The sequence below is a fragment of the Actinoallomurus liliacearum genome (assembly GCF_039542035.1).
Classification (GTDB): Bacteria; Actinomycetota; Actinomycetes; order Streptosporangiales; family Streptosporangiaceae; genus Actinoallomurus; species Actinoallomurus liliacearum.
The window spans coordinates 16971-34835 of the sequence record NZ_BAABHJ010000004.1; the positions used below are offsets into that span (position 1 = coordinate 16971).

A 17865-nucleotide genomic window follows, 5' to 3' on the forward strand; every position below is an offset into this window, starting at 1 on the left:
CGGCCTTGATCGGGCGTGGCGGTCGGGCGGCCGGCCCGGCGGACACGGGGGAACGGTAGCGGCAGGCAGACCAACAGGTGCATCGCCACGTCGTTCACTCCTGATCCGGCAGGCCGCCGAGGAGCTGCCGCAGCAACTGCTCATCCTGGAGGGACAAGTCTTCCACGAAGCGGGCGAGCACCGACTCCCGGTCCGAGCCGGAATCCAGCACCTGCCGCATCCGCCGCGCGGTCAGCCCGTGGGTGTCGGCGACCGGCGCGTACGCGTACGCCCGGCCCTGCTTGCCACGCTTCAACAGACCTTTGTCGAACATCCGGGACAGCACCGTGACCACAGTGCTGTAGGACAGATCGTCACTCAGACGTTGGAGCACCTCGCCGGGGGTCAGCGCCTGCGGGGTGGACTGCAGGATACCGAGGACCTCGGCCTCCAGCGCGCCGCCCGGTCTGCGCTCCCCTGGAGCGTGTCCGGCGTTCACGAGTTGGCTCCCCTCCGTTCATCATCTACAGTCCTGTAAAACTTCTACGAACATGTAGAAGTCGGTGCGCCGACGAGTCTGTCACGCCGGCCGGGCGTGGCAGGCACGCCCCGGTCGGCGCGCCGCCGGAACCCGGCGCCACCCCCGGAACCTTTACAACGCTGTGAATCCTGGCTTGGCGGCCCCGGTCCGGCCGACCTGCGGCCTTCTCTCGGCTTTTGGAGATCGTCTTCGATGACAGTCCACCCCGTGCAGCTCGCCTTCGACGGCTCCGGCATCGACGGCTCGCTGTTCACCGCGATCACCGACATCGCCCGCGACACCCGGTGGCTCAACACGCCACTCGAGATGTGGACCAACGCCGGCCTCGGGGTGTTCGCTGTGCTCATGCTGGTCGGCTGGTGGAACGCCCGGCGCCGTGACACTCCCGCCATGACCGTCGCCCTGGCGGCGCCGGTCGCCGTAGCAGTGGCCTTCACCATCGCGGAAGTGGCCAAGAAGCTGATCACCGAGGTACGGCCGTGCTACTCACTGCCACACGACTACTTCGTGTCCGCCTGCCCCGACCGCACCGACTACGCCTTCCCCAGCGGCCATGCCACCGTCGCCGCCGCCACGGTGACCGCGCTGTGGCTGCTCGATCGCCGCCTCTCCATCATCGCCGCAGCCTTCGCGGTCCTCGAGGGCTTCACCCGCGTCTACCTCGGCGACCACTATCCCCACGACGTCATCGGCGCCGCCCTCCTGGCACTGCCGGTCGCCTACCTCCTCAGCCGGACCCTGGGCCACGTCGCCGTCCCCCTCGTCGCCCGCCTGCGCACCGGAGCCCTGGCACCTGTGCTGACCGCCGCGCCCGCCGGCGCCCACACCACCCGCTGAAACACGCGGGGCGAGGAGATAACGCCAGCCACCGCTGCGATGCGCGGTTCTCCAGCTCCGTGGCTGCTGGGGGCGAACATACGCTGAAGTTGTGGCGCTGATGGTCGACGACGAGTGGATCCGCAGTAACCGGTGCCCGCAGACGGCGATGGGGATCTCCGACGGCCGCTGGGTGCTGTCGTGGCACCCCGGCTCCTACCAGCTACGTCAGGCGATAGCGGCGATGAGGCTGGCCGAAAACGGCGACCTGGAGACCGATCCGGCCGCCGTCACCCCGACGTCGGATGCGTGAAGGTGGCCACGTCGTCCTACCCACTCCGGCCTTGCAGATCAGACCGTTCGGGGACCGCGTGGGCCCGCAACTGGCCGATTCGGATATCAACACTCCACAGGTCCTCATGACAGGCGACTGGATTGGTGAGATCGGCCAGGCAGCATTCCGACCGGAAATACGGATCGGTTAGCCGGCTACCGCGACTACCCCGTCCAGAGCCGCCAAGCGGTTCGTTCACCCGCGACGCCCAGACCTTCGGGCTCACTGCGCCGAGCCAGCACTGTCGGCGGCGCGTGGTTTGCTGAAACACGGTCGCTGCGCGGCCGTCCCGATCGATTCGAGTTGATCGCGCGCCTGTTTCTCGACTGCTTCAGCGGCGCCCTTGTCCGTGAGCGCCTGCTCCAAGGCCGCGCGAGCGTCGGCTTCCTCCTCCTTCGCTTGCGCGACGGTGCGCCCGTCGGCACCGCGTGCCTTGTCGGACAGTTCCCGATGTCTCGCGGCCAAGGTCTCCAGGGTCCGCGCCGTCACCTGATGTTCGGTGTCCAATTGCTGATCGCGCCCGCTGAGCTCCTTCCACCGGTCTACCGCCTCACGGAACTGACGGTTGAATTCCTCGTCATCGGTCAGCCTGGACAGGTCGCCCTCCACCGTGTCCAGCTGAGACCGCAGTTCCCCGACACGGACGTCCAGCGCGTCGAGCTCGCCAGGAGGCGTCGGCGTTGCCCAGCAGGTTTCGCGCTTCGCTGCGTTTGGCGATGCCGGCCTCGACTACGGCCATCTCCTCTTCCCACCGGGTGAGGTCGGCCTCCGCATCGCGCACGTTCATACGGTGCGTATGCTCGGCCGACCGGAGGGCCCGCCGTCGTTCAGCTGTGCGCAGCCGCATGCCCGGTGTCAGGTCCAGGGACGGTCAGATCCGCGAGTGGGATGTGCTGCTGGCCGGCGTGAATGTCTCGGTCGGCCAAGCTGCCTTGGATGGCCGGGCGCGGGAAGGATGCCTTTATCACCCGGATGGCGGGCAGGTGGTACAGCTGGACGACCGCGGGGTCTACTCGGTAGAGGACGCCGATCGTGTCTCGGGTGAGCACGCCGGATGCCTCGACCCATTGGTAATCGGCGGCGGATGCGAAGAACACGTCGAGCGTGATCCAGAACGGGCCGGCGTTTTTGGAACGGACCAGCTCGGCGATGGCGGCTAGCGTGCGGGAGGTCTCAGCCATGCCCGACCTCGCTGTACACGGTGCGGAACAGCTGGTATGGCGCCTCGACGTCGACCGCGTGGTTGAGCACGAACTTATAGACCGCACCGCGCTCCATCTCGGCCGGGGACGTCGCGAACGCGAAACTCGGCAGATGTTCGCTGCCCGGCAGCGGTAGATGCAACAGGAGGGGATTGGCGATCTTTGCGATGGCCGTCGCGGCGGCCTGGTCGGCGGCGCGCGCCTGGAACAGCACCCCTACCTCGCGTGGCGCCGCGGTCTCGGGTTCCAGCGGGCCCAGTACGGCGTTGGCGCCGTAGCAGCGGATCTGGATCTCATAGTCGCCATCCCTGAGGCCGAGCAGCGTACGCACCTGGTCGGTGACCATCATGCGCAGGGTGCTTTGCCATGTGGCGAGGTGACCCAGTATCTGTGGGTCGCGGATGCCGACGAGAATGACCGTCTCATAGCCGGCGAGCGAGCTGCCCTCCAGTTTCACCGTGTACTGCTGGGCCGGCTCGAATCGGGAACCCTCGACGCGCACGCGCCGGTCGTCCAAGGCCACATAGGTGGCATCGGAGGTATCGATGGTGCCGGAGGGTTCCCGCATCCGGAACGGGTCGACGTTCTCATAGATCATGTGTGCCGCGACCGAGGTCGGCGTGCACGCGGCGTGCTCGTCGAGGGGTTCGACGGTGAAGCCACCACGGTCGATGCGTACGTGGACGCCGCCACTGCGGGGGCTGGTCGTGCACAGCCCGCCGCATTCGACGGTCTTGGCGGCGTGCCAGGCCGGCCCGGCCGGCAGGCCATGGCGGAGGGCGAGTGCGGCCACCGAGGACGTGTCGGTGGCACGTCCGGTGAGGATCACCTGGGCGCCCGTGTCGAGGGCCTGGGCGATGGGCTCGTAACCCATCAATCCGACGATGTGCGTGCAGGAGTGCAGCGTGTCGGGCTGGAGAGGGCCGAGCGGGGGCAGTGGCCGGATACGCCCCGCGTGCAGAGCCGGCAGCAGCGTGCTTGCCTGCTGCTCGCTGTAGATTTTGGCGACACGGAACGACCATCCACCCTGCTCGGCGATGGTGCTGACCATGTCGGCGATCCAGTCGACACCGGAGTCGGTTCCGGATGTGCCGCACGAGGTCACGATCAGCGGTATCCCGGCTGTGCTCGCGGCCGTCAGCAGCAGGCGAAGGTCCCGTTCGACCGCCGAGCCGGTGGTCTTGGCCGTCGCCGTGCCGAGGTAGTACGGACCGGAGTCGGTGGAGCCGCCGTCGACGGCGATGGCGTCGGCGCCCAGCTCGATACCGCGCCTGATCGTGTCGGGCGGGAATCCGCCGCCGAGCATCCCCACGGGAAAGACGACACCGACCGAATCGGGGGTGCCTGCCGCAGGGCCGTCGGCGTCATAGGGGTCGGACAAGATATGGGTCACTTGAGCTGGCTCCATCACAGGTGAGGATCGGTCAGTCGACAAAGGTGGCGACCGCAGGGGGGATTCGTACGTGAGATGTGTCGCCGCCGGGACGAGTCCGGCTGTGGACGATGAGCTCCAGGCCGCCGACGCTCACGCGGGATTGGTAGTGATCGCCTAGGTAGGAGGTGTCGAGGATGGTCGGCTCGGGCCCGTCCCCCGCGGTATCGGTGAAGACGATGTCCTCGGGCCGTACGGCCACCGTCGCCGGCGAGCCATCGGCTCCGTCGCGGCGCCCTCGAACGACGATTCCGTCCGGGAACTCGGGGGTGAGCAGCAGATGCTTACCCCCGGGCCCGGTGCGGACGATGCCGGTGAGGAAGTTGCACTGCCCGACGAATTCGGCCACGCGGCGGTCCGCCGGTTCGCCGTAGACCTTCTCGGGGGTGCCGCTGCGCAGGATGCGACCCTGGTCCATGACCACGATGCGGTCGCTCATCGCCATCGCCTCGTTCTGGTCATGGGTGACGAACACGGTGGTCAGGCCGAGGCTGTGCTGCAGCTGCTTGAGCCAGGTCCGGGACCGCTCGCGGAGTTTCGCGTCGAGGTTGGAGAACGGTTCGTCGAGCAGGAGTACGCCCGGTGAGTAGGCCAGGGCCCGGGCGAGAGCGACACGCTGCTGCTGCCCGCCGGAAAGCTGGTATGGGTAGCGGTCGGCGTAGGCGCCCATCTCCACGAACTCCAGGACCTCGGCCACCCGGGACCTGATCGCCTGTTTGCCCTGCCTGCGGACCTTGAGCGGGAAAGCGACGTTGCCGGCGACGGTCAGGTGCGGCCAGATCGCGTAGGACTGGAACACGACGCCGAGGTTGCGGTGCTCGGCCGGGCTGTCGATGCGGGCGTCGGCGTCGAAGAAGGTGTCATCGCCGCAGCGGATCGCTCCCCGCTCCGGTGACTGGAATCCGGCGATCGACATCAAGGTGGTGGTCTTGCCACATCCGGACGGGCCGAGCAGGGTGAGGAACTCCTTGTCCCGTACGGTGAAGCTGACATCGTCGAGGACCCGGTTCGTGCCGAATGACTTCACCAGGTGCTCGACGTGGATTTCAGGCATGACGGACTCTCCTGATTGCGCGTGCCCCGATCGCGAGCACGACGGCGACGATGAGAACTTGAACGACCGCGAGCGCGGCGACCGGCCCGACGACGCCCTGCTGCCAGTACTGCAGCATCGTGACGCCGATGACCTCGGTGCCGGGTTTCTGCAGGAAGACCACCGGGTCGTAGTCGTTCAGGAGGGTGATGAACATCAGCAGGAACGCGGCCAGCAGTGACGGGCGCAGGATCGGCAGCAGGATGCGCCGCGCGATGGTCCACCATCCGGCGCCGCCGGCTCGGGCGGCCCGGTCGAACTCATCGTTGATCCGGGCCAGGCTCGGGTAGATGACGACATAGGCCAGAGTGATGTTGCGGACCGACAACGCGATCAGCTCACCCCAGAGGTTGTTGCGGACCTGCGCACCCGGCGGGCTGACCATGAGGTAGGACCAGAAGAAGCCGATGCCGGAGATGATCCCGGGCACCGCCCGGGGATAGACCAGCAGCGGGGAGATCGTGCGGCGTAGCGGGAACCGGGACCGGTGGGCGACCAGAGTCGCGACGGCGACGAACCCCACGCTGATCGCGCTGCCCAGCAACGCGATCAGCAGCGAGTTCGTGATCGAACGCCGGAAGGCCACGTCGGTGAGCACCTGATGCCAGCTGTGGCCGGTGAGCAGGTGCCACGGCGGCACCAAGGTCGTCAGCGCCGTGACGCCGGACATCATCACCAGGCCGAGCAGCGGGATCGCGCTGGTCACCGCGATGAACGCCCCGACCAGCAGCGACAGCGGACGCCGCCAGCCGCGTAGGTCGAGCGGCTGGTAGGCGCCTCCGCCCCGTGCCCCGGCGGCGACGAAGCGTTGCTCCGCTCCCAGCAGGCGGCTCCGCAGGAGCAGCAGAACCGAGACGACGAGCAGGAGCAGCACCGCTCCCGCGCTGACGTAGGACGGGTCCGGGGTGATGCTGCCGCTCCAGGCGCTGTAGAGGTAGCTGGCGTAGAAGTCGATGTGGGCCGGCGGCCCGAGGAACAACGGGATGCCCAGCACCTCCAGCGACAAGGCGAAGATGAGCACCGTGCAGTCGAGCAGGGCCGGGCGCAGCAGCGGCAAGGTGATGGATCGGATGACCTGTACGGGACTTGCCCCGGCGCTGCGCGCCGCGTCCTCCAGTGAGGAGTCGGTCCCCGCCAGCGCCGCCTGGCAGGTCAAGAACGCGATCGGGATGGTCACCGCCGCGCCCAGCAGGGCCATGCCGGGGAGGGAGGACAGGTTCCAGACCGGCAGGTGGAGATTACGGCCGACCAGGCCGGTCAGGTAGCCGCTCTGGCCATAGATCGAGACCCAGCCGACGATCAAACCCAGCGGAGGGATCACGATGGGCGCCAGCAACAGCGTCGAGTAGGCCTTCCGCCCTGGCATGTTCGTGCGTCCGCACAGGATGGCGAATGCCGATCCCGCTGCGACCGCGAGCACGGTGGTTCCGACCGCGAACAGCAGGGTGTTCTGGACGGCGCGCCAGAACGCCGGGTCGGCGAACAGGGTCCGGTAGCCCTGCACGGTGAGGACCCCACCGGGCAGGTAGTAGGGCTTGCTGCGGAACGAGGCATAGAGCAACGGCACGAGCGGGCCGATGACCAGCACGACGACGGCGCCCCACACGATGCCCTGCGACCAGCCGACGCTCAGGCGACCTCGGTGGAGGCGTGGCCGAGCCACCGGTGCGGCTGTGGTGGTCACGCTCCTACCCCTCCCGTATCCGGTGCGGATCATCGGTGGAAGGACTGGTTCCAGCGCCTGGTGATCCCTGCTTGCGCGTTGAGCACCTGCTGGTCGATGGGGACCGTGTACACCGTGCCGGCGGGAACCTGGCTCTTCAGATTGGTCAACGAAGCCGTGCAGCCACCCGCCGGCTCGTAGTTGTTCATCGATGCCTCGAACCCGCCCGCACACAGCGCGTCCTGCCCGGCCTTGCTGTAGAGGAAGTCGAGGAACAACTGCGCCGAAGCAGGGCTGCTCGCCTTGGCCGTCACCGCGATGGCCCGCGGAATCAGCGGGGTGACGTCCTTCATGAACGTGTAACCCGCCAGTCCCTTGTACTTCGGGAGGACGCCCTGCGCCAGCCCGGACGTGATGTAACCGACCGACGCCCCTCCTTGGATTATCTGCTGCAGGCCGTCCAGGCCCTCGTTGTAGGTCTTGGTGTTGGGCGCGATCGCGTCGAAGTAGCTCCACACCTTGTCCGCGCCGAGCACGTGGATCATGCCGTACACCGCGGCGTAGGCCAGCGGGTTGTCGATCGGATACGACACGAGCTTGTACTTGGCCGGGTCGGCTTTGCTGTCCGCGGCCAGTTGCGCGTACGTGGTGGGCACCTGCGCCGAGGTGAGCAGCTTGGAGTTATGGGTCTGCAGGATCGGCTCCGGTGACATGACGAACACGCCGTGACCCTGGTTGGTGTCGGCGGGGAAGTTCTCCAACCCGGTCGGGGTGACGTTGGCGGGGACACCGTTCTGCTCGGCCTGTAGCCACGAGGCCGGGGCGCTGGCGAAGACCAGATCCGCGGTCCGCGCTCCCTGGGCGGCCTCGGCCTCGTACTTGGAGAACACCTGGTTGTCGCTGAGGTCGGTCTCGGTCACCTTGATGCCGGGGTACTGCTTGCCGAACGCGTTCATCACCGGCTGCAGGTACTGCGTGGGCGCGTTGCCGTAGATGACCAGGCCCTTCTCCGACTTCGCCGCGTTCACGAGGCGAGCCACCGGCGTCGGCGCACTGGCCGGCGACGCACCACCCGCCGACGTCGAGCCACCGGAGGACGAACACGCCCCCAGCCCCGCGCACATCACGGCGATGACCGCCGCGGCTACCGGCTTGTTCCAGCGAAACCCATCAGGCTTCATGATCTCGTCTCCTCCATAGCATATTTGCTATAGCAACCGTGTCGACACTTGAGTCAGCGCGAAGTGGAAGGGTGTGTGGTGTGGTCGGTTACCGGCCGCGATCGTCGGCCGGCACTGCTGTCCGCTCACGTTCGGCGAGGGTCAGGAACCGTTCGCCGGCATGGAGGGTGTGGGTGCGCGTGAGCTCTTCGGCCCGATCGGGGTCGCGTGAGCGCAACGCCTCGAGGATCTCTTGGTGATCCTGATGACCTTCGTGGGCCGGGTAGTCAGTGCCCAGGGTGGTGGCCGCATGCAGTCGCGCCGTCCAGTCGAACGCGGTCGCGGTGGCGATCATGTCGACGAGCATCGGATTGCCGGAGGCCTCATCGATCTGGGAGTGGAAACGCCGCGTGAGGGTGAGGATCTCCCGCGCCACCTCTTCCACCGGCCGTCCATCGCGCGTGACCCGCTGAGCCGCCGCGTGCGTCTCGGCGATCTGGCCGAGCTGCCGAGCCGACGCGCGGGTCGCCGCGAGCCGCGCCGCGACCCCGCGAAGTGCCGCCTCGATATGGACGAGCTCGCGGAGTTGGGCGATCGTCGGTGCCGCGACCGTGAGCGTCCGCCCCTCACGCACGAGGAGGCGTTCGTGCTCCAGCCGCGATATCGCCTCCCGGATGGGTGTCGGGCTCACCTGGAACTGCGTGGCGAGCCCCCGCTCGGTGAGCCGTTGTCCGGGGACGAACGTGCCGTCGGTGATGCTTTGGCGCAGCGCACCGTAGGCCTGGTCCGCCAGCGATGGACCGGTCGTCAGCGGACGCATCGAACCACTCATGCATCCCACCCGATCTCCGAGAGGGGCGCCTCCGAAAGGCACCAGGCTATTTGCTATAGCGAACTTCATCATCTTCAGCCATCCACTGTCAACGAACGGGAGAGGCGTGGCAGTTCGATGGCCACGTGTGCGCCCGGTTCTGGAGTATCGGCGGCCCAGATCCGGCCCTCGTGCGCTGAGGCGATTTCGCGGGCGATCGCCAGGCCCAGACCACTGTTGCCGCTGGCGCGATCACGGCTGGCATCGAGCCGGACGAAGCGGTCGAAGACCCGTTCTCGATCCCCCGCCGGGATGCCCGGTCCATCGTCGAGGACGTGGATGCGGACGGTGTCAGGCGTCGCGACGACCGTCACCGTGACCTTGGCCCTGGCATAGCGGACGGCGTTGTCCAGCACGTTGCGGACCAGCCGGCCGAGGTCGGCGCGATTGCCGTAGAGACACACGTCCTCGGCGAGGTCTATGTCGATGTCGATGGTGAGTGCGCGCACCGGGGCGGCGCTGACGACATCACGTACGAGGTCACCGACGTGCACGGCCTGCCGGTGGCCGACCAGGGTGTGCTCATCGGCCTTGGCCAGGCGCAGAAGGTCCTGGATGAGCCGCTCAAGGCGCGCGGTCTGGTCGGCGGCGCGGCTCGCCACGGTCGGCCACGGCGCCCGGTCGGAGTGGGCCAGTGCCACGTCGAGGGTGGTGCGTAGCGCCGCCAGCGGGCTGCGTAGTTCGTGGGAGGCGTCGGCGACGAAACGCCGCTGGCGCAGTACGGAGTCCTCCAACCGGGCAAGCATCTGGTTCATCGTTTCGGCCAGGTGCCCGATCTCATCGGCCGTGCCCGGTTCGGGCACACGGCGGGACAGATCGGCGGAGGTGATGTCGGTAACGGCGTGCCGAATCTGCTCCACCGGCCCGAGCGCGCGCCCGACCACGATCCACACGGCCGCGGCTGCGAGAGCCAGGATGACCGGGAACCCCATGATCAGATGGACGGTGAACTCCGAGTCGATCGCGCTGAGGATGCCGGTGGGGGTGCCGGCGACGATGGTGACCGGCCTCCCGTTGACGGTCTGGCGAATCGCCGCGACTCCCACATCGTCGGGTATCACCCCATCGGCGCCCTTGAGGCGGACCGGCCGGCTCGATCCAGCGGGAAGCGTGAAGGCGGCCGGGACCCCGGCCAGTCCCCGGGTCGCCGCCAGCACGGTGCCGTCGGCGGCGATCACCTGGGCCTGCGCGGCCGGATCCAGCGACGAGCCAGGCAGCGGATGGGGCCAGTTCCCGGTCGGCGACGCCTGGGCGATCTGAGCGATATAGGTCTTTAGCTGGGTGTCGACAGACCGCCGCACCGAATGCATCTGCAGCAGGTAGAGCAGGACGATCCCGCCCGCGATGGCGGCAGCAGTGATCAGGCTGGCAACGATGGTGACACGCGTACGCAACGACCGCCTGCGGCGCAACCGGGCCCGCAGTCCGGCTTCAGCCATCATGGTCGTCCTCGATCAGGTAGCCCTCGCCCCGTACGGTAATGATGATCGGCGAGCCCGTCGGCGGATCGATCTTGCGGCGCAGCCGGTGGATGTGGACCTCGACCACCGCCGGGCCACCGTCGTACGCGGCGTCCCAGCAGTGGTCGAGCAACTCGGTCTTGGACACGACGCGGCCTTGACGCCGCATCAGGTGTTCCAGCACCGACACTTCCCGGCTGGACAGCTCCAGTTCCACCCCATCGCGCCATGCCTTGCGGCTGGCCGGATCGAGGGTGAGGCCGGCGGCGGTGATCACCGTCGGCCTCGCCCCGAGTCCGCGCCGGGTGAGCGCCCGCAATCGGGCCAGCAGGACCGTGTACGAGAACGGCTTGGGCAGGTAGTCGTCCGCGCCGAGGTCGAGCCCTTCGGCCAGATCCAGGTCGTCGTCCATCGCCGTCAGCATCAAGATCGGCGTCCACAGATCCTGGGCTCGCAGCCGGCTGCAGATCTGGAAGCCGTCCAGCCCGGGCAGCATGACGTCGAGGATGATCACATCGTGACCGGTTTCCTGGGCCTTCCACAGACCCTCTTCACCGTTCTCGGCGACGTCCACGACGTACCCTTCCGCCTCCAGCCCCCATCTGAGGGACTCGGCCATGTCCGGCTCATCCTCGACTACCAGCACTTTCATGGCTCAAGCATCTCCCACGTTCACCGGGATCCGCTCTCGCGGGGTCGGCTCCGAGGTGCCGGCCCGAGGCAGCCGCAGCAGCCGGGCGGCCCAGCCGGGCATCCACCAGTTGGCCTTGCCGAACAGCGACACCAGGGCCGGCAGCAACAGCATCCGTACGACGACGGCGTCGAGCAGGACACCGGCGGCCATCCCCGAGGCGAGCTCACGGACCGTGATGTCGTTGGCGCTGGCCAGGGACGCGAGGGAGAAGAAGAGGATCAGCGCCGCGCTGGTCACCAGCCGCCCCGTCCGTGAGACTCCCTCCACGATCCCTTCATGGGTGGAACCGGTACGGTCATAGCCCTCCCGCACCCGGGCCAGAATGAATACCTCGTAGTCCATGGAGATGCCGAACAGGAACCCGAACATCAGCATCGGCACGAAGGTGTCCACCGATCCGGTGCCCGACACGCCCCACAGCGACTGGGTGCCGATCCCGTGCTGCCACACCAGGACCACGACACCGTACGTCGCCGCCACAGACACCGCGTTGAGGAGCACCGCCTTCGCCGGGAGCAGGATCGACCTCAGCCCGCGCGCCAGCAGCAGGAATGTCACGAGGGCCACCAGACCGAACATCAGCGGAAACGCGCCGTATGTGGAGTTGACCTCATCGATCTGCTGCGCGGCATGACCGCCGACCAGCACACCCTGCGGCACTGTGCGCCGTACGTCGCTCAGCGAGGTCCCCGCGTGCGAGGTACCGATCTGATGGTTGGGCAGCACGACCACCAGGCCGTTGCCTCCTCGCTGCCAGGACGGGCCGGTCGGGGCGATCGCACCACGCACGCTGGACAGGCCACTGAGCGACGTCGCCACCGCCCCCGCCTGCCCAGCGGAAGGCACCCAAATCGGGATGGTGGTGAGCGTGCCGCTGGGGAATCCATCGGCTTCGAGGGCGTGCAGGCCATCGGCGTAGGGTCCGCTACTGGCCAGCGCGGATCCGGTCGGCTGGGCGACGTTCATCGTGGCCGCGGCCCCGGTCAGCCCGAACAGGATGGCCAGGCCGCACACGGCGGCCACGACCCGGTGGCGGATGACCTGGCCCGACCACCACGTCCAGAACCGGCTCGCCTTTCCGCTGGCCCCGCGTCGCGGCCAGTCCAGCCGGGGGCCCATCTTCGACAGCACCGCCGGCAGCAGTGTCAACGCCACCAGCGTCGCGGTCGAGGGGATGAACAGTCCGGAGATGCCGATACCGCGCACCAGCGACACCGGGACCACGATCAGTGCGAACAGGCCCAGCGACGCGGTGATACCGCTGAACATGACCGCGTGCCCGGCCCGCTGCATGGCGGCCCGCACCGCCTCGGCGTTCGGCCTGCCCACAGCGCGTTCCTCACGCCACCGGTTGACGATGAGCAGCGAGTAGTCGATCGACAGGCCGAGCCCGAGCAGCGCGACGATGTACTGCACGGCCGGGTTGAACGGTGTTCCGGACGGCACCACGAACGTCAGGGCGTAGATGAACAGTTGCATCGTCAGCACCGAGATCAGCGCCATGATCAACGGCAGGAGCGCGAGGAAAGACCCGAACACCCAGGCGAGCACGATCAACGCGGCCAGCGCGCCGACCAACAGCTCCGTCACCACACTGGACTTGCCGCTGGAAGCGTTACCGGACGCGAGCGCGTTGATTCCGGTGCCGTGCGCCGTGGCCCCCGGCACGGCGACTCTGGCCGCCGCGGCCAGCCGATCCAGCACTGGCCCCGGTATGTCGCTCCCGGCCACGGGCGGATAGACGAGCAGAATCGTGCTCCGACCCCCGTTACCCACCAGGGCCTGGTTACCGGTCGAAGCGTAAGAGATCTCCCGTAGCGCGGGCATCGCCTTCGCGATCTGTGCGTCGAGGCCACGCAGCTTCGCCGCCATCCCTTTAGACGTGACCGTCGTGCCGTTCGGCAGATCGATCACAACCACGCCCGTGTCCGACGCGCTGCCGCCATACTGCCTGGCGATCTGCTCATTCGCCGTGTACGCGGCAGTGTTCAGGTGGATTCCGCTCTTCAGCCGGCCCGATACCGACGGGGCCAGCAACAACCCCACCCCGGTGATCGCCAACCACACGAGCCCGACCACCAATCGGTGCCGGACCACCCATCTACTCAACGAGCCCAAAAGATGCCTCCCGAACAGAGTCCCGCTGTGTCAGCCCCGGACTCTAAGAAGCACCGGCTTTCAGTTCCCTTACCATCGCTCCGGGTAGTGGGTTCTCCTACCGGGCGGCTGGAAGGCCTGCGGCGAGGAGGTCGGCCAGGCAGGCGCAGCGCTCGATCAGCACCGTGACGAAGGCCACCGCGCCGGGCGGTCCGCCGCTCGGCCGGCCCGGAAATGGCTATATATCGGCGCTAGAGCCTGTCCTCAAAGCCACATGAGCAGGGTGGCCAGGTCGATCATGCCCTGGTAGGACAGGGCGGTCTTGTCATAGCGGGTGGCGATGGCACGGTATTGCTTGAGACGGGCGAAGCAGCGTTCGACCACGTTGCGCCGCCGGTAGATTCGCGGGTCGAAGGCGGGTGGCCGGCCGCCCGCCGAGCCGCGGCGCAGACGGCCGGCCCGTTGGTCACGCCGTTCGGGAATGGTCGCGGCGATGCCACGCCGGCGCAGCCAGGCGCGGATCGCGCGGGAGCTGTAACCCTTGTCGGCGATCACCCGGACCGGGCGCCGCCAGGGCCGCCCGGGGCGGGTGCGGGGATGACGGGGAACGCAGATCCCGGCCATCACCTGCTCGAACATGGTGCAGTCGTTGACGTTTCCGCCGGTCAGCACGACCGACAGCGGCCGGCCATGCCCGTCACAGGCCAGGTGGATCTTGGTGGTGGGCCCGCCTCGAGAGCGGCCGATAGCATGATCAACTGGTTCTGTGTGCCCGGCGCGGGGACGGGCCCCCTGTGTGGCCGGCAGGTCGGCGACGGGCTCCGGCGGCGTGCTGGTGGGCACGCACAATGCTGGAGTCCACCGACACCTCCCGGTCCAGCTCATCGATCGCCTCGGCGATCACCCGCACCCGGGAGACCAGCATGGTCAGCGTGCCGTTACGGGACCAGCGCCAGAACCGGTTATAGACCGTCTTCCACGGCCCGTACCGCTCGGGCAGATCCCGCCAGGCCACCCCGGGCTTGGCCTTGAACAACATCCCGTTGATCACACGCCGGTCATCCACCCGGGGCCGCCCACTGGCCCCCGAAGGTGGCAGCAACGGCTCGATCGCCTGCCACTGCTCATCGGTCAGCTCATGCCTGCGCACCACGAGGCAAGATCAAACCAGATCACCCACACCCACTTTGAGGACAGGCTCTAGCAGTCATTACACCGCTCGTGACATCCCTGCATCGGCCGACCACTACCCGTCCGTGAGTTGTGGTCAACATCCGTGGGTTGTGGTCAGCAGCGGTTGCCATTCCCTCGCCTGATTCTGGCGCGCCCGACCACCGCTGAACCCCAAACGGCGAGCCACTCCGGACGCGCTGGCCCCATCCCGCCGCGATATGGCTAGCGGTTAGGGGTCAGCACCAAGTCAGCACCGCGTTGGGAACCGACGGGAAACGATGGGGTCTGACGAGCAATCGCTGATCGGCGTGCAGCGTGATCAAATCCGGCACAGACGAACACGGATAGCGTGCCTGACCTGCGGAAATGCTAGCGGACCGGCAAGCCCGTGATCGTGCGGCCGATGACGAGGCGCTGGATCTCCGACGTGCCCTCGAAGATGGTGAAGATCTTGCTGTCGCGGTGCCAGCGCTCGACCGGGTAGTCACGGGTGTAGCCGTTGCCGCCCAGGATCTGGATGGCGTCCTCGGTGACGCGTACCGCGGTCTCGCCGGCGTGCAGCTTGGCCATCGAGCCCTCGGCGCTGGAGAAATCCTTGCCGTTGCGGGCCATCCAGGCGGCGCGCCAGACCAGGAGGCGGGAGGCGTCGACCTGGGTCTTCATGTCGGCCAACTTGAAGGCGATGGCCTGGAAGTCACCGATCTTCTTGCCGAACTGCTCGCGCTCGCGGGCGTACTCGAGGGCGTATTCGTACGCGGCCCGGGCGATGCCGACGGCCATGGCGCCGACCGTGGGGCGGGACGCCTCGAACGTGCGCAGGGCGGCCTGGCCTGCGGTGCGCTTGCCCTCCCGGACGCGGGCGAGCCGCTCGTCGAGTTTCTCCTTGCCGCCGACGAGGCAGGAGCCGGGGACACGGACGTCGTCGAGGACGACCTCGGCGGTGTGGGAGGCGCGGATGCCGTGCTTCTTGAACTTCTGGCCCTGGGACAGGCCGGGAGTGCCGGGCGGCACGATGAAGCTGGCCTGGCCGCGGGTGCCGAGCTCGGGGTCGACGGAGGCCACGACCACGTGGACGTTGGCGATGCCGCCGTTCGTCGCCCAGGTCTTGGTGCCGTTGATCACCCACTCGTCCTTGGCCTCGTCGTACTCCGCGCGAGTGCGGATCGAGCCGACGTCGGACCCGGCGTCGGGCTCGGAGGCGCAGAAGGCGCCGAGCTTGATGTCGTCGGCGGTGCCGAACATCTGCGGCACCCACTCGCCGATCTGCTCGTGGGTGCCGGTCGCGGCCACGGAGACGGCCGCCAGGCCCGAGCCGACGAGCGACAGACCGATGCCGGCGTCACCCCAGAACAGCTCCTCGAACGCCACCGGGATGCCGAGCCCGGACGGCTCCATCCACTGACCCGCGAAGAAGTCGAGGGAGTACAGCCCGATCTTGGCGGCCTCCTGGAGGATCGGCCACGGCGTCTCCTCCCGCTCGTCCCACTCGTGACCGGCGGGGCGAATGACGTCCTTGGCGAACTCGTGGACCCACTCCTGGACCGCACGAACGTCCTCGTTGAGCTCGAGCGAGAAGCCCGGGGCGCCGTCCTCCGACATGTTTCCTCCGTTCACGGCCGGCCACGGGCGGCGGGCACGCTATTGGACCCGTTGTCGACTTTCACCCTAGCGGGCGGGGTGCTACCGCCGGTAACAGGGTGGCGAGTGTCACAATACGGCCGGAAGAGAGTTGACTTGATACGATGGGAGTCACGAGGCTGTAACGAGCGGTGCGCCCCCCGCGAGGTAAGAGGTAACTTATTACGCAATCCGCGCCCGTGTCCCTGGTCGCTCGGAAGAACGGGAGTTCGTGTGGGTTCGCCCGGTTCCCCCCGCCGTCGGGATTCCCGCCCCACCCGCGTGCTGGCGTACGGCGCGGCCGTCCTGGCCGTCGTCCTGGTCGCCGCGCTCGCCGCCGTCTTCTGGCCCAGTGGCGAGCAGACGCACGTCACCGCGTACTTCGAACGCGCGACCGGTGTCTACCCCGGCACCGAGGTCCGCATCCTCGGCGTGAAGGTCGGCAAGGTCACCCGCGTGACCCCCAAGGGCAACATGGTCGAGGTCGGCATGGCGTTCGACGCCAAGCACAAGGTCCCGGCCAACGCCCAGGCGGTCATCATCGTCCCCTCGCTGGTCGCCGACCGCTACATCCAGTTCACGCCGGTGTACCGCGGCGGGGCCGCGCTCAGGAACGGGGCCACCCTGTCCCTGTCCAGCACCGCGGTCCCGGTCGAGCTGGACGACGCGAACCAGTCGGTCAACGATCTGGCCAAGGCCCTCGGGCCGCAGGGCGCCAACGCCCAGGGCGCGCTGTCCCGGCTGCTGAAGTCCAGCGCGCAGACCCTCGACGGGCAGGGCGAGAACTTCAAGCAGACCCTTCAGGACCTGTCCGAGGTCAGCCGGATCCTCGCCGACAACCGCGGTGACACCAGCCAGACCGTACGCAACCTCGCGAAGATCACGCAGGCGATGGCCGCGAGCGACCGGCAGATCCGGGCGTTCTCCGAGAACCTCGCGACCGTCTCCGGCACGCTCAACGGGGAACGAGCCGAGCTCACGGCGGCGCTGAAGAGCCTGACGGTCGCGCTGCAGGAGGTCTCGGCGTTCGTCAAGGAGAACAAGTCGCAGATCGCCGCGAACGTCCAGGGCCTCGCCCAGGTGACCGGCATCCTCGTCAAGGAGAAGCAGGCCCTGCAGACCTTCCTGGACAAGGCTCCGGTGGCGGCCACCAACGCCATGTCGGTCTATGACTACCAGGACGGCACACTGCACTCGCGGCTGAACCTCATGCAGTCGCAGAACATCGCGATGTGGTTGTGCTCGCTGGCCTACTCTCTCGGCGCCCCGCCCAAGCAGTGCGAGACGCTGCTCAAGCCGCTGAACGCGCTGGGCGCCCCGCTCAGCAAGATCGGGCTGGACCTGTCCGGGCTGACCCAGGCCACGACGCACTTCGACGTCGTGCCCCCGCCGGCGGACGCGTACGGCAGCGGCTCCGCCCGCACCACGGCGAAGACCAAGCAGGCCGGCCCGTCGGCGAGCGCGAATCCGGACCCGACCTTCGGCGGGATCCTGGCGCCCCCGTCCCCCGGCTGAGCCCGGTCTCGGGTGCGCGACACCCGGCCTCCGACGGGTCCCGTCTCAGGCGCACGCGCCTCGTCGACCTCATTCCGGCCGCGCGGCCGGAGGCGGACAGACACGTCGATTCCGGCTGTCCGTGGGTGATACTCGGACAGACGCGCGTAGATCATCTCTCGTCGCCTCGGCCGTGACGGGGAACCTGTGCCCGTCGTCGTGGGTTCCCGCGTGAACTC

The 17865-nt window shown here is 68.1% G+C and carries 16 protein-coding genes; 3 read left to right on the plus strand and 13 right to left on the minus strand.

Translation table 11 applies throughout. The features are described 5' to 3' along the window. Nucleotides 1-94 precede the first annotated feature (94 nt). Nucleotides 95-478 carry a BlaI/MecI/CopY family transcriptional regulator gene (locus tag ABD978_RS07310; RefSeq protein ID WP_345350415.1) on the minus strand — a complete coding sequence of 128 codons (384 nt, stop codon included), beginning with the start codon at nucleotides 476-478 and terminating at the stop codon, nucleotides 95-97. A gap of 234 nt (nucleotides 479-712) precedes the next feature. Here ABD978_RS07310 and ABD978_RS07315 point away from each other — a divergent pair, with 234 nt between their 5' ends. Continuing rightward, nucleotides 713-1357 carry a phosphatase PAP2 family protein gene (locus ABD978_RS07315; protein WP_345350418.1) on the plus strand — a complete coding sequence of 215 codons (645 nt, stop codon included), beginning with the start codon at nucleotides 713-715 and terminating at the stop codon, nucleotides 1355-1357. 91 nt (nucleotides 1358-1448) lie between these two features. Next, the gene (locus ABD978_RS07320) at nucleotides 1449-1649 is read left to right on the plus strand and encodes a hypothetical protein (protein ID WP_345350421.1); all 201 of its coding nucleotides are present in this window, start codon (nucleotides 1449-1451) and stop codon (nucleotides 1647-1649) included. 243 nt (nucleotides 1650-1892) lie between these two features. On the opposite strand, the gene ABD978_RS07325 is transcribed toward ABD978_RS07320, so the two are convergent. The 12 genes from ABD978_RS07325 to ABD978_RS07380 all read right to left on the minus strand — a co-directional run bounded on the left by ABD978_RS07325 (nucleotide 1893) and on the right by ABD978_RS07380 (nucleotide 16114). Next, nucleotides 1893-2279 (minus strand): hypothetical protein, encoded by a 387-nt coding sequence (locus tag ABD978_RS07325; RefSeq protein ID WP_345350424.1) that lies wholly within the window; start codon nucleotides 2277-2279, stop codon nucleotides 1893-1895. A 218-nt stretch (nucleotides 2280-2497) separates the two neighbouring features. Then, nucleotides 2498-2851: a DUF4387 domain-containing protein gene (locus tag ABD978_RS07330; RefSeq protein ID WP_345350428.1), complete on the minus strand. Its 354-nt coding sequence runs from the start codon at nucleotides 2849-2851 to the stop codon at nucleotides 2498-2500. Continuing rightward, a complete protein-coding gene (locus ABD978_RS07335) occupies nucleotides 2844-4265 on the minus strand; it encodes an acyclic terpene utilization AtuA family protein (protein WP_345350431.1) in 1422 nt (473 codons plus the stop codon). Before ABD978_RS07335 ends, ABD978_RS07330 begins: the two co-directional genes overlap by 8 nt. A gap of 31 nt (nucleotides 4266-4296) precedes the next feature. Next, entirely contained in the window at nucleotides 4297-5358 is a 1062-nt protein-coding gene (locus ABD978_RS07340; protein ID WP_345350434.1) for an ABC transporter ATP-binding protein, read from the minus strand. After that, on the minus strand, nucleotides 5351-7081 hold the full coding sequence (locus ABD978_RS07345; protein ID WP_345350437.1) for an ABC transporter permease: 1731 nt from the start codon (nucleotides 7079-7081) through the stop codon (nucleotides 5351-5353). The genes ABD978_RS07340 and ABD978_RS07345 overlap by 8 nt, the downstream gene beginning before the upstream one ends. A 29-nt stretch (nucleotides 7082-7110) precedes the next feature. After that, complete coding sequence (locus ABD978_RS07350) at nucleotides 7111-8241, minus strand: ABC transporter substrate-binding protein (RefSeq protein ID WP_345350440.1); 1131 nt, start codon at nucleotides 8239-8241, stop codon at nucleotides 7111-7113. Between the two features lie 88 nt (nucleotides 8242-8329). Beyond that, nucleotides 8330-9040: a GntR family transcriptional regulator gene (locus ABD978_RS07355; RefSeq protein ID WP_345350443.1), complete on the minus strand. Its 711-nt coding sequence runs from the start codon at nucleotides 9038-9040 to the stop codon at nucleotides 8330-8332. An 86-nt stretch (nucleotides 9041-9126) separates the two neighbouring features. After that, nucleotides 9127-10533, minus strand: coding sequence for a sensor histidine kinase (locus tag ABD978_RS07360; protein WP_345350446.1), 1407 nt, complete (start codon nucleotides 10531-10533; stop codon nucleotides 9127-9129). Next, nucleotides 10523-11203 (minus strand): response regulator transcription factor, encoded by a 681-nt coding sequence (locus tag ABD978_RS07365; protein ID WP_345350449.1) that lies wholly within the window; start codon nucleotides 11201-11203, stop codon nucleotides 10523-10525. The genes ABD978_RS07360 and ABD978_RS07365 overlap by 11 nt, the downstream gene beginning before the upstream one ends. 3 nt (nucleotides 11204-11206) lie before the next feature. Then, nucleotides 11207-13354 carry an MMPL family transporter gene (locus tag ABD978_RS07370; protein WP_345350452.1) on the minus strand — a complete coding sequence of 716 codons (2148 nt, stop codon included), beginning with the start codon at nucleotides 13352-13354 and terminating at the stop codon, nucleotides 11207-11209. A 252-nt stretch (nucleotides 13355-13606) separates the two neighbouring features. Next, a protein-coding gene (locus tag ABD978_RS07375; protein WP_425550684.1) for an IS5 family transposase occupies nucleotides 13607-14492 on the minus strand; the annotation gives its coding sequence in 2 pieces (ribosomal slippage) (nucleotides 13607-14152 and nucleotides 14154-14492; 885 coding nt in all). A gap of 392 nt (nucleotides 14493-14884) precedes the next feature. Then, complete coding sequence (locus ABD978_RS07380; protein ID WP_345350454.1) at nucleotides 14885-16114, minus strand: acyl-CoA dehydrogenase family protein; 1230 nt, start codon at nucleotides 16112-16114, stop codon at nucleotides 14885-14887. 252 nt (nucleotides 16115-16366) lie between these two features. On the opposite strand from ABD978_RS07380, the gene ABD978_RS07385 reads away from it, so the two are divergent. Next, a complete protein-coding gene (locus ABD978_RS07385; RefSeq protein ID WP_345350456.1) occupies nucleotides 16367-17647 on the plus strand; it encodes an MCE family protein in 1281 nt (426 codons plus the stop codon). Nucleotides 17648-17865: the final 218 nt, after the last annotated feature.

Bases quoted from the DNA above. Each gene is read 5' to 3' on its own strand.
- ABD978_RS07355 (WP_345350443.1), bottom strand. From the start codon at position 9,040: ATGCGTCCGCTGACGACCGGTCCATCGCTGGCGGACCAGGCCTACGGT.
- ABD978_RS07365 (WP_345350449.1), bottom strand. From the start codon at position 11,203: ATGAAAGTGCTGGTAGTCGAGGATGAGCCGGACATGGCCGAGTCCCTC.
- ABD978_RS07350 (WP_345350440.1), bottom strand. From the start codon at position 8,241: ATGAAGCCTGATGGGTTTCGCTGGAACAAGCCGGTAGCCGCGGCGGTC.
- ABD978_RS07330 (WP_345350428.1), bottom strand. From the start codon at position 2,851: ATGGCTGAGACCTCCCGCACGCTAGCCGCCATCGCCGAGCTGGTCCGT.
- ABD978_RS07315 (WP_345350418.1), top strand. From the start codon at position 713: ATGACAGTCCACCCCGTGCAGCTCGCCTTCGACGGCTCCGGCATCGAC.
- ABD978_RS07380 (WP_345350454.1), bottom strand. From the start codon at position 16,114: ATGTCGGAGGACGGCGCCCCGGGCTTCTCGCTCGAGCTCAACGAGGAC.
- ABD978_RS07360 (WP_345350446.1), bottom strand. From the start codon at position 10,533: ATGATGGCTGAAGCCGGACTGCGGGCCCGGTTGCGCCGCAGGCGGTCG.
- ABD978_RS07340 (WP_345350434.1), bottom strand. From the start codon at position 5,358: ATGCCTGAAATCCACGTCGAGCACCTGGTGAAGTCATTCGGCACGAAC.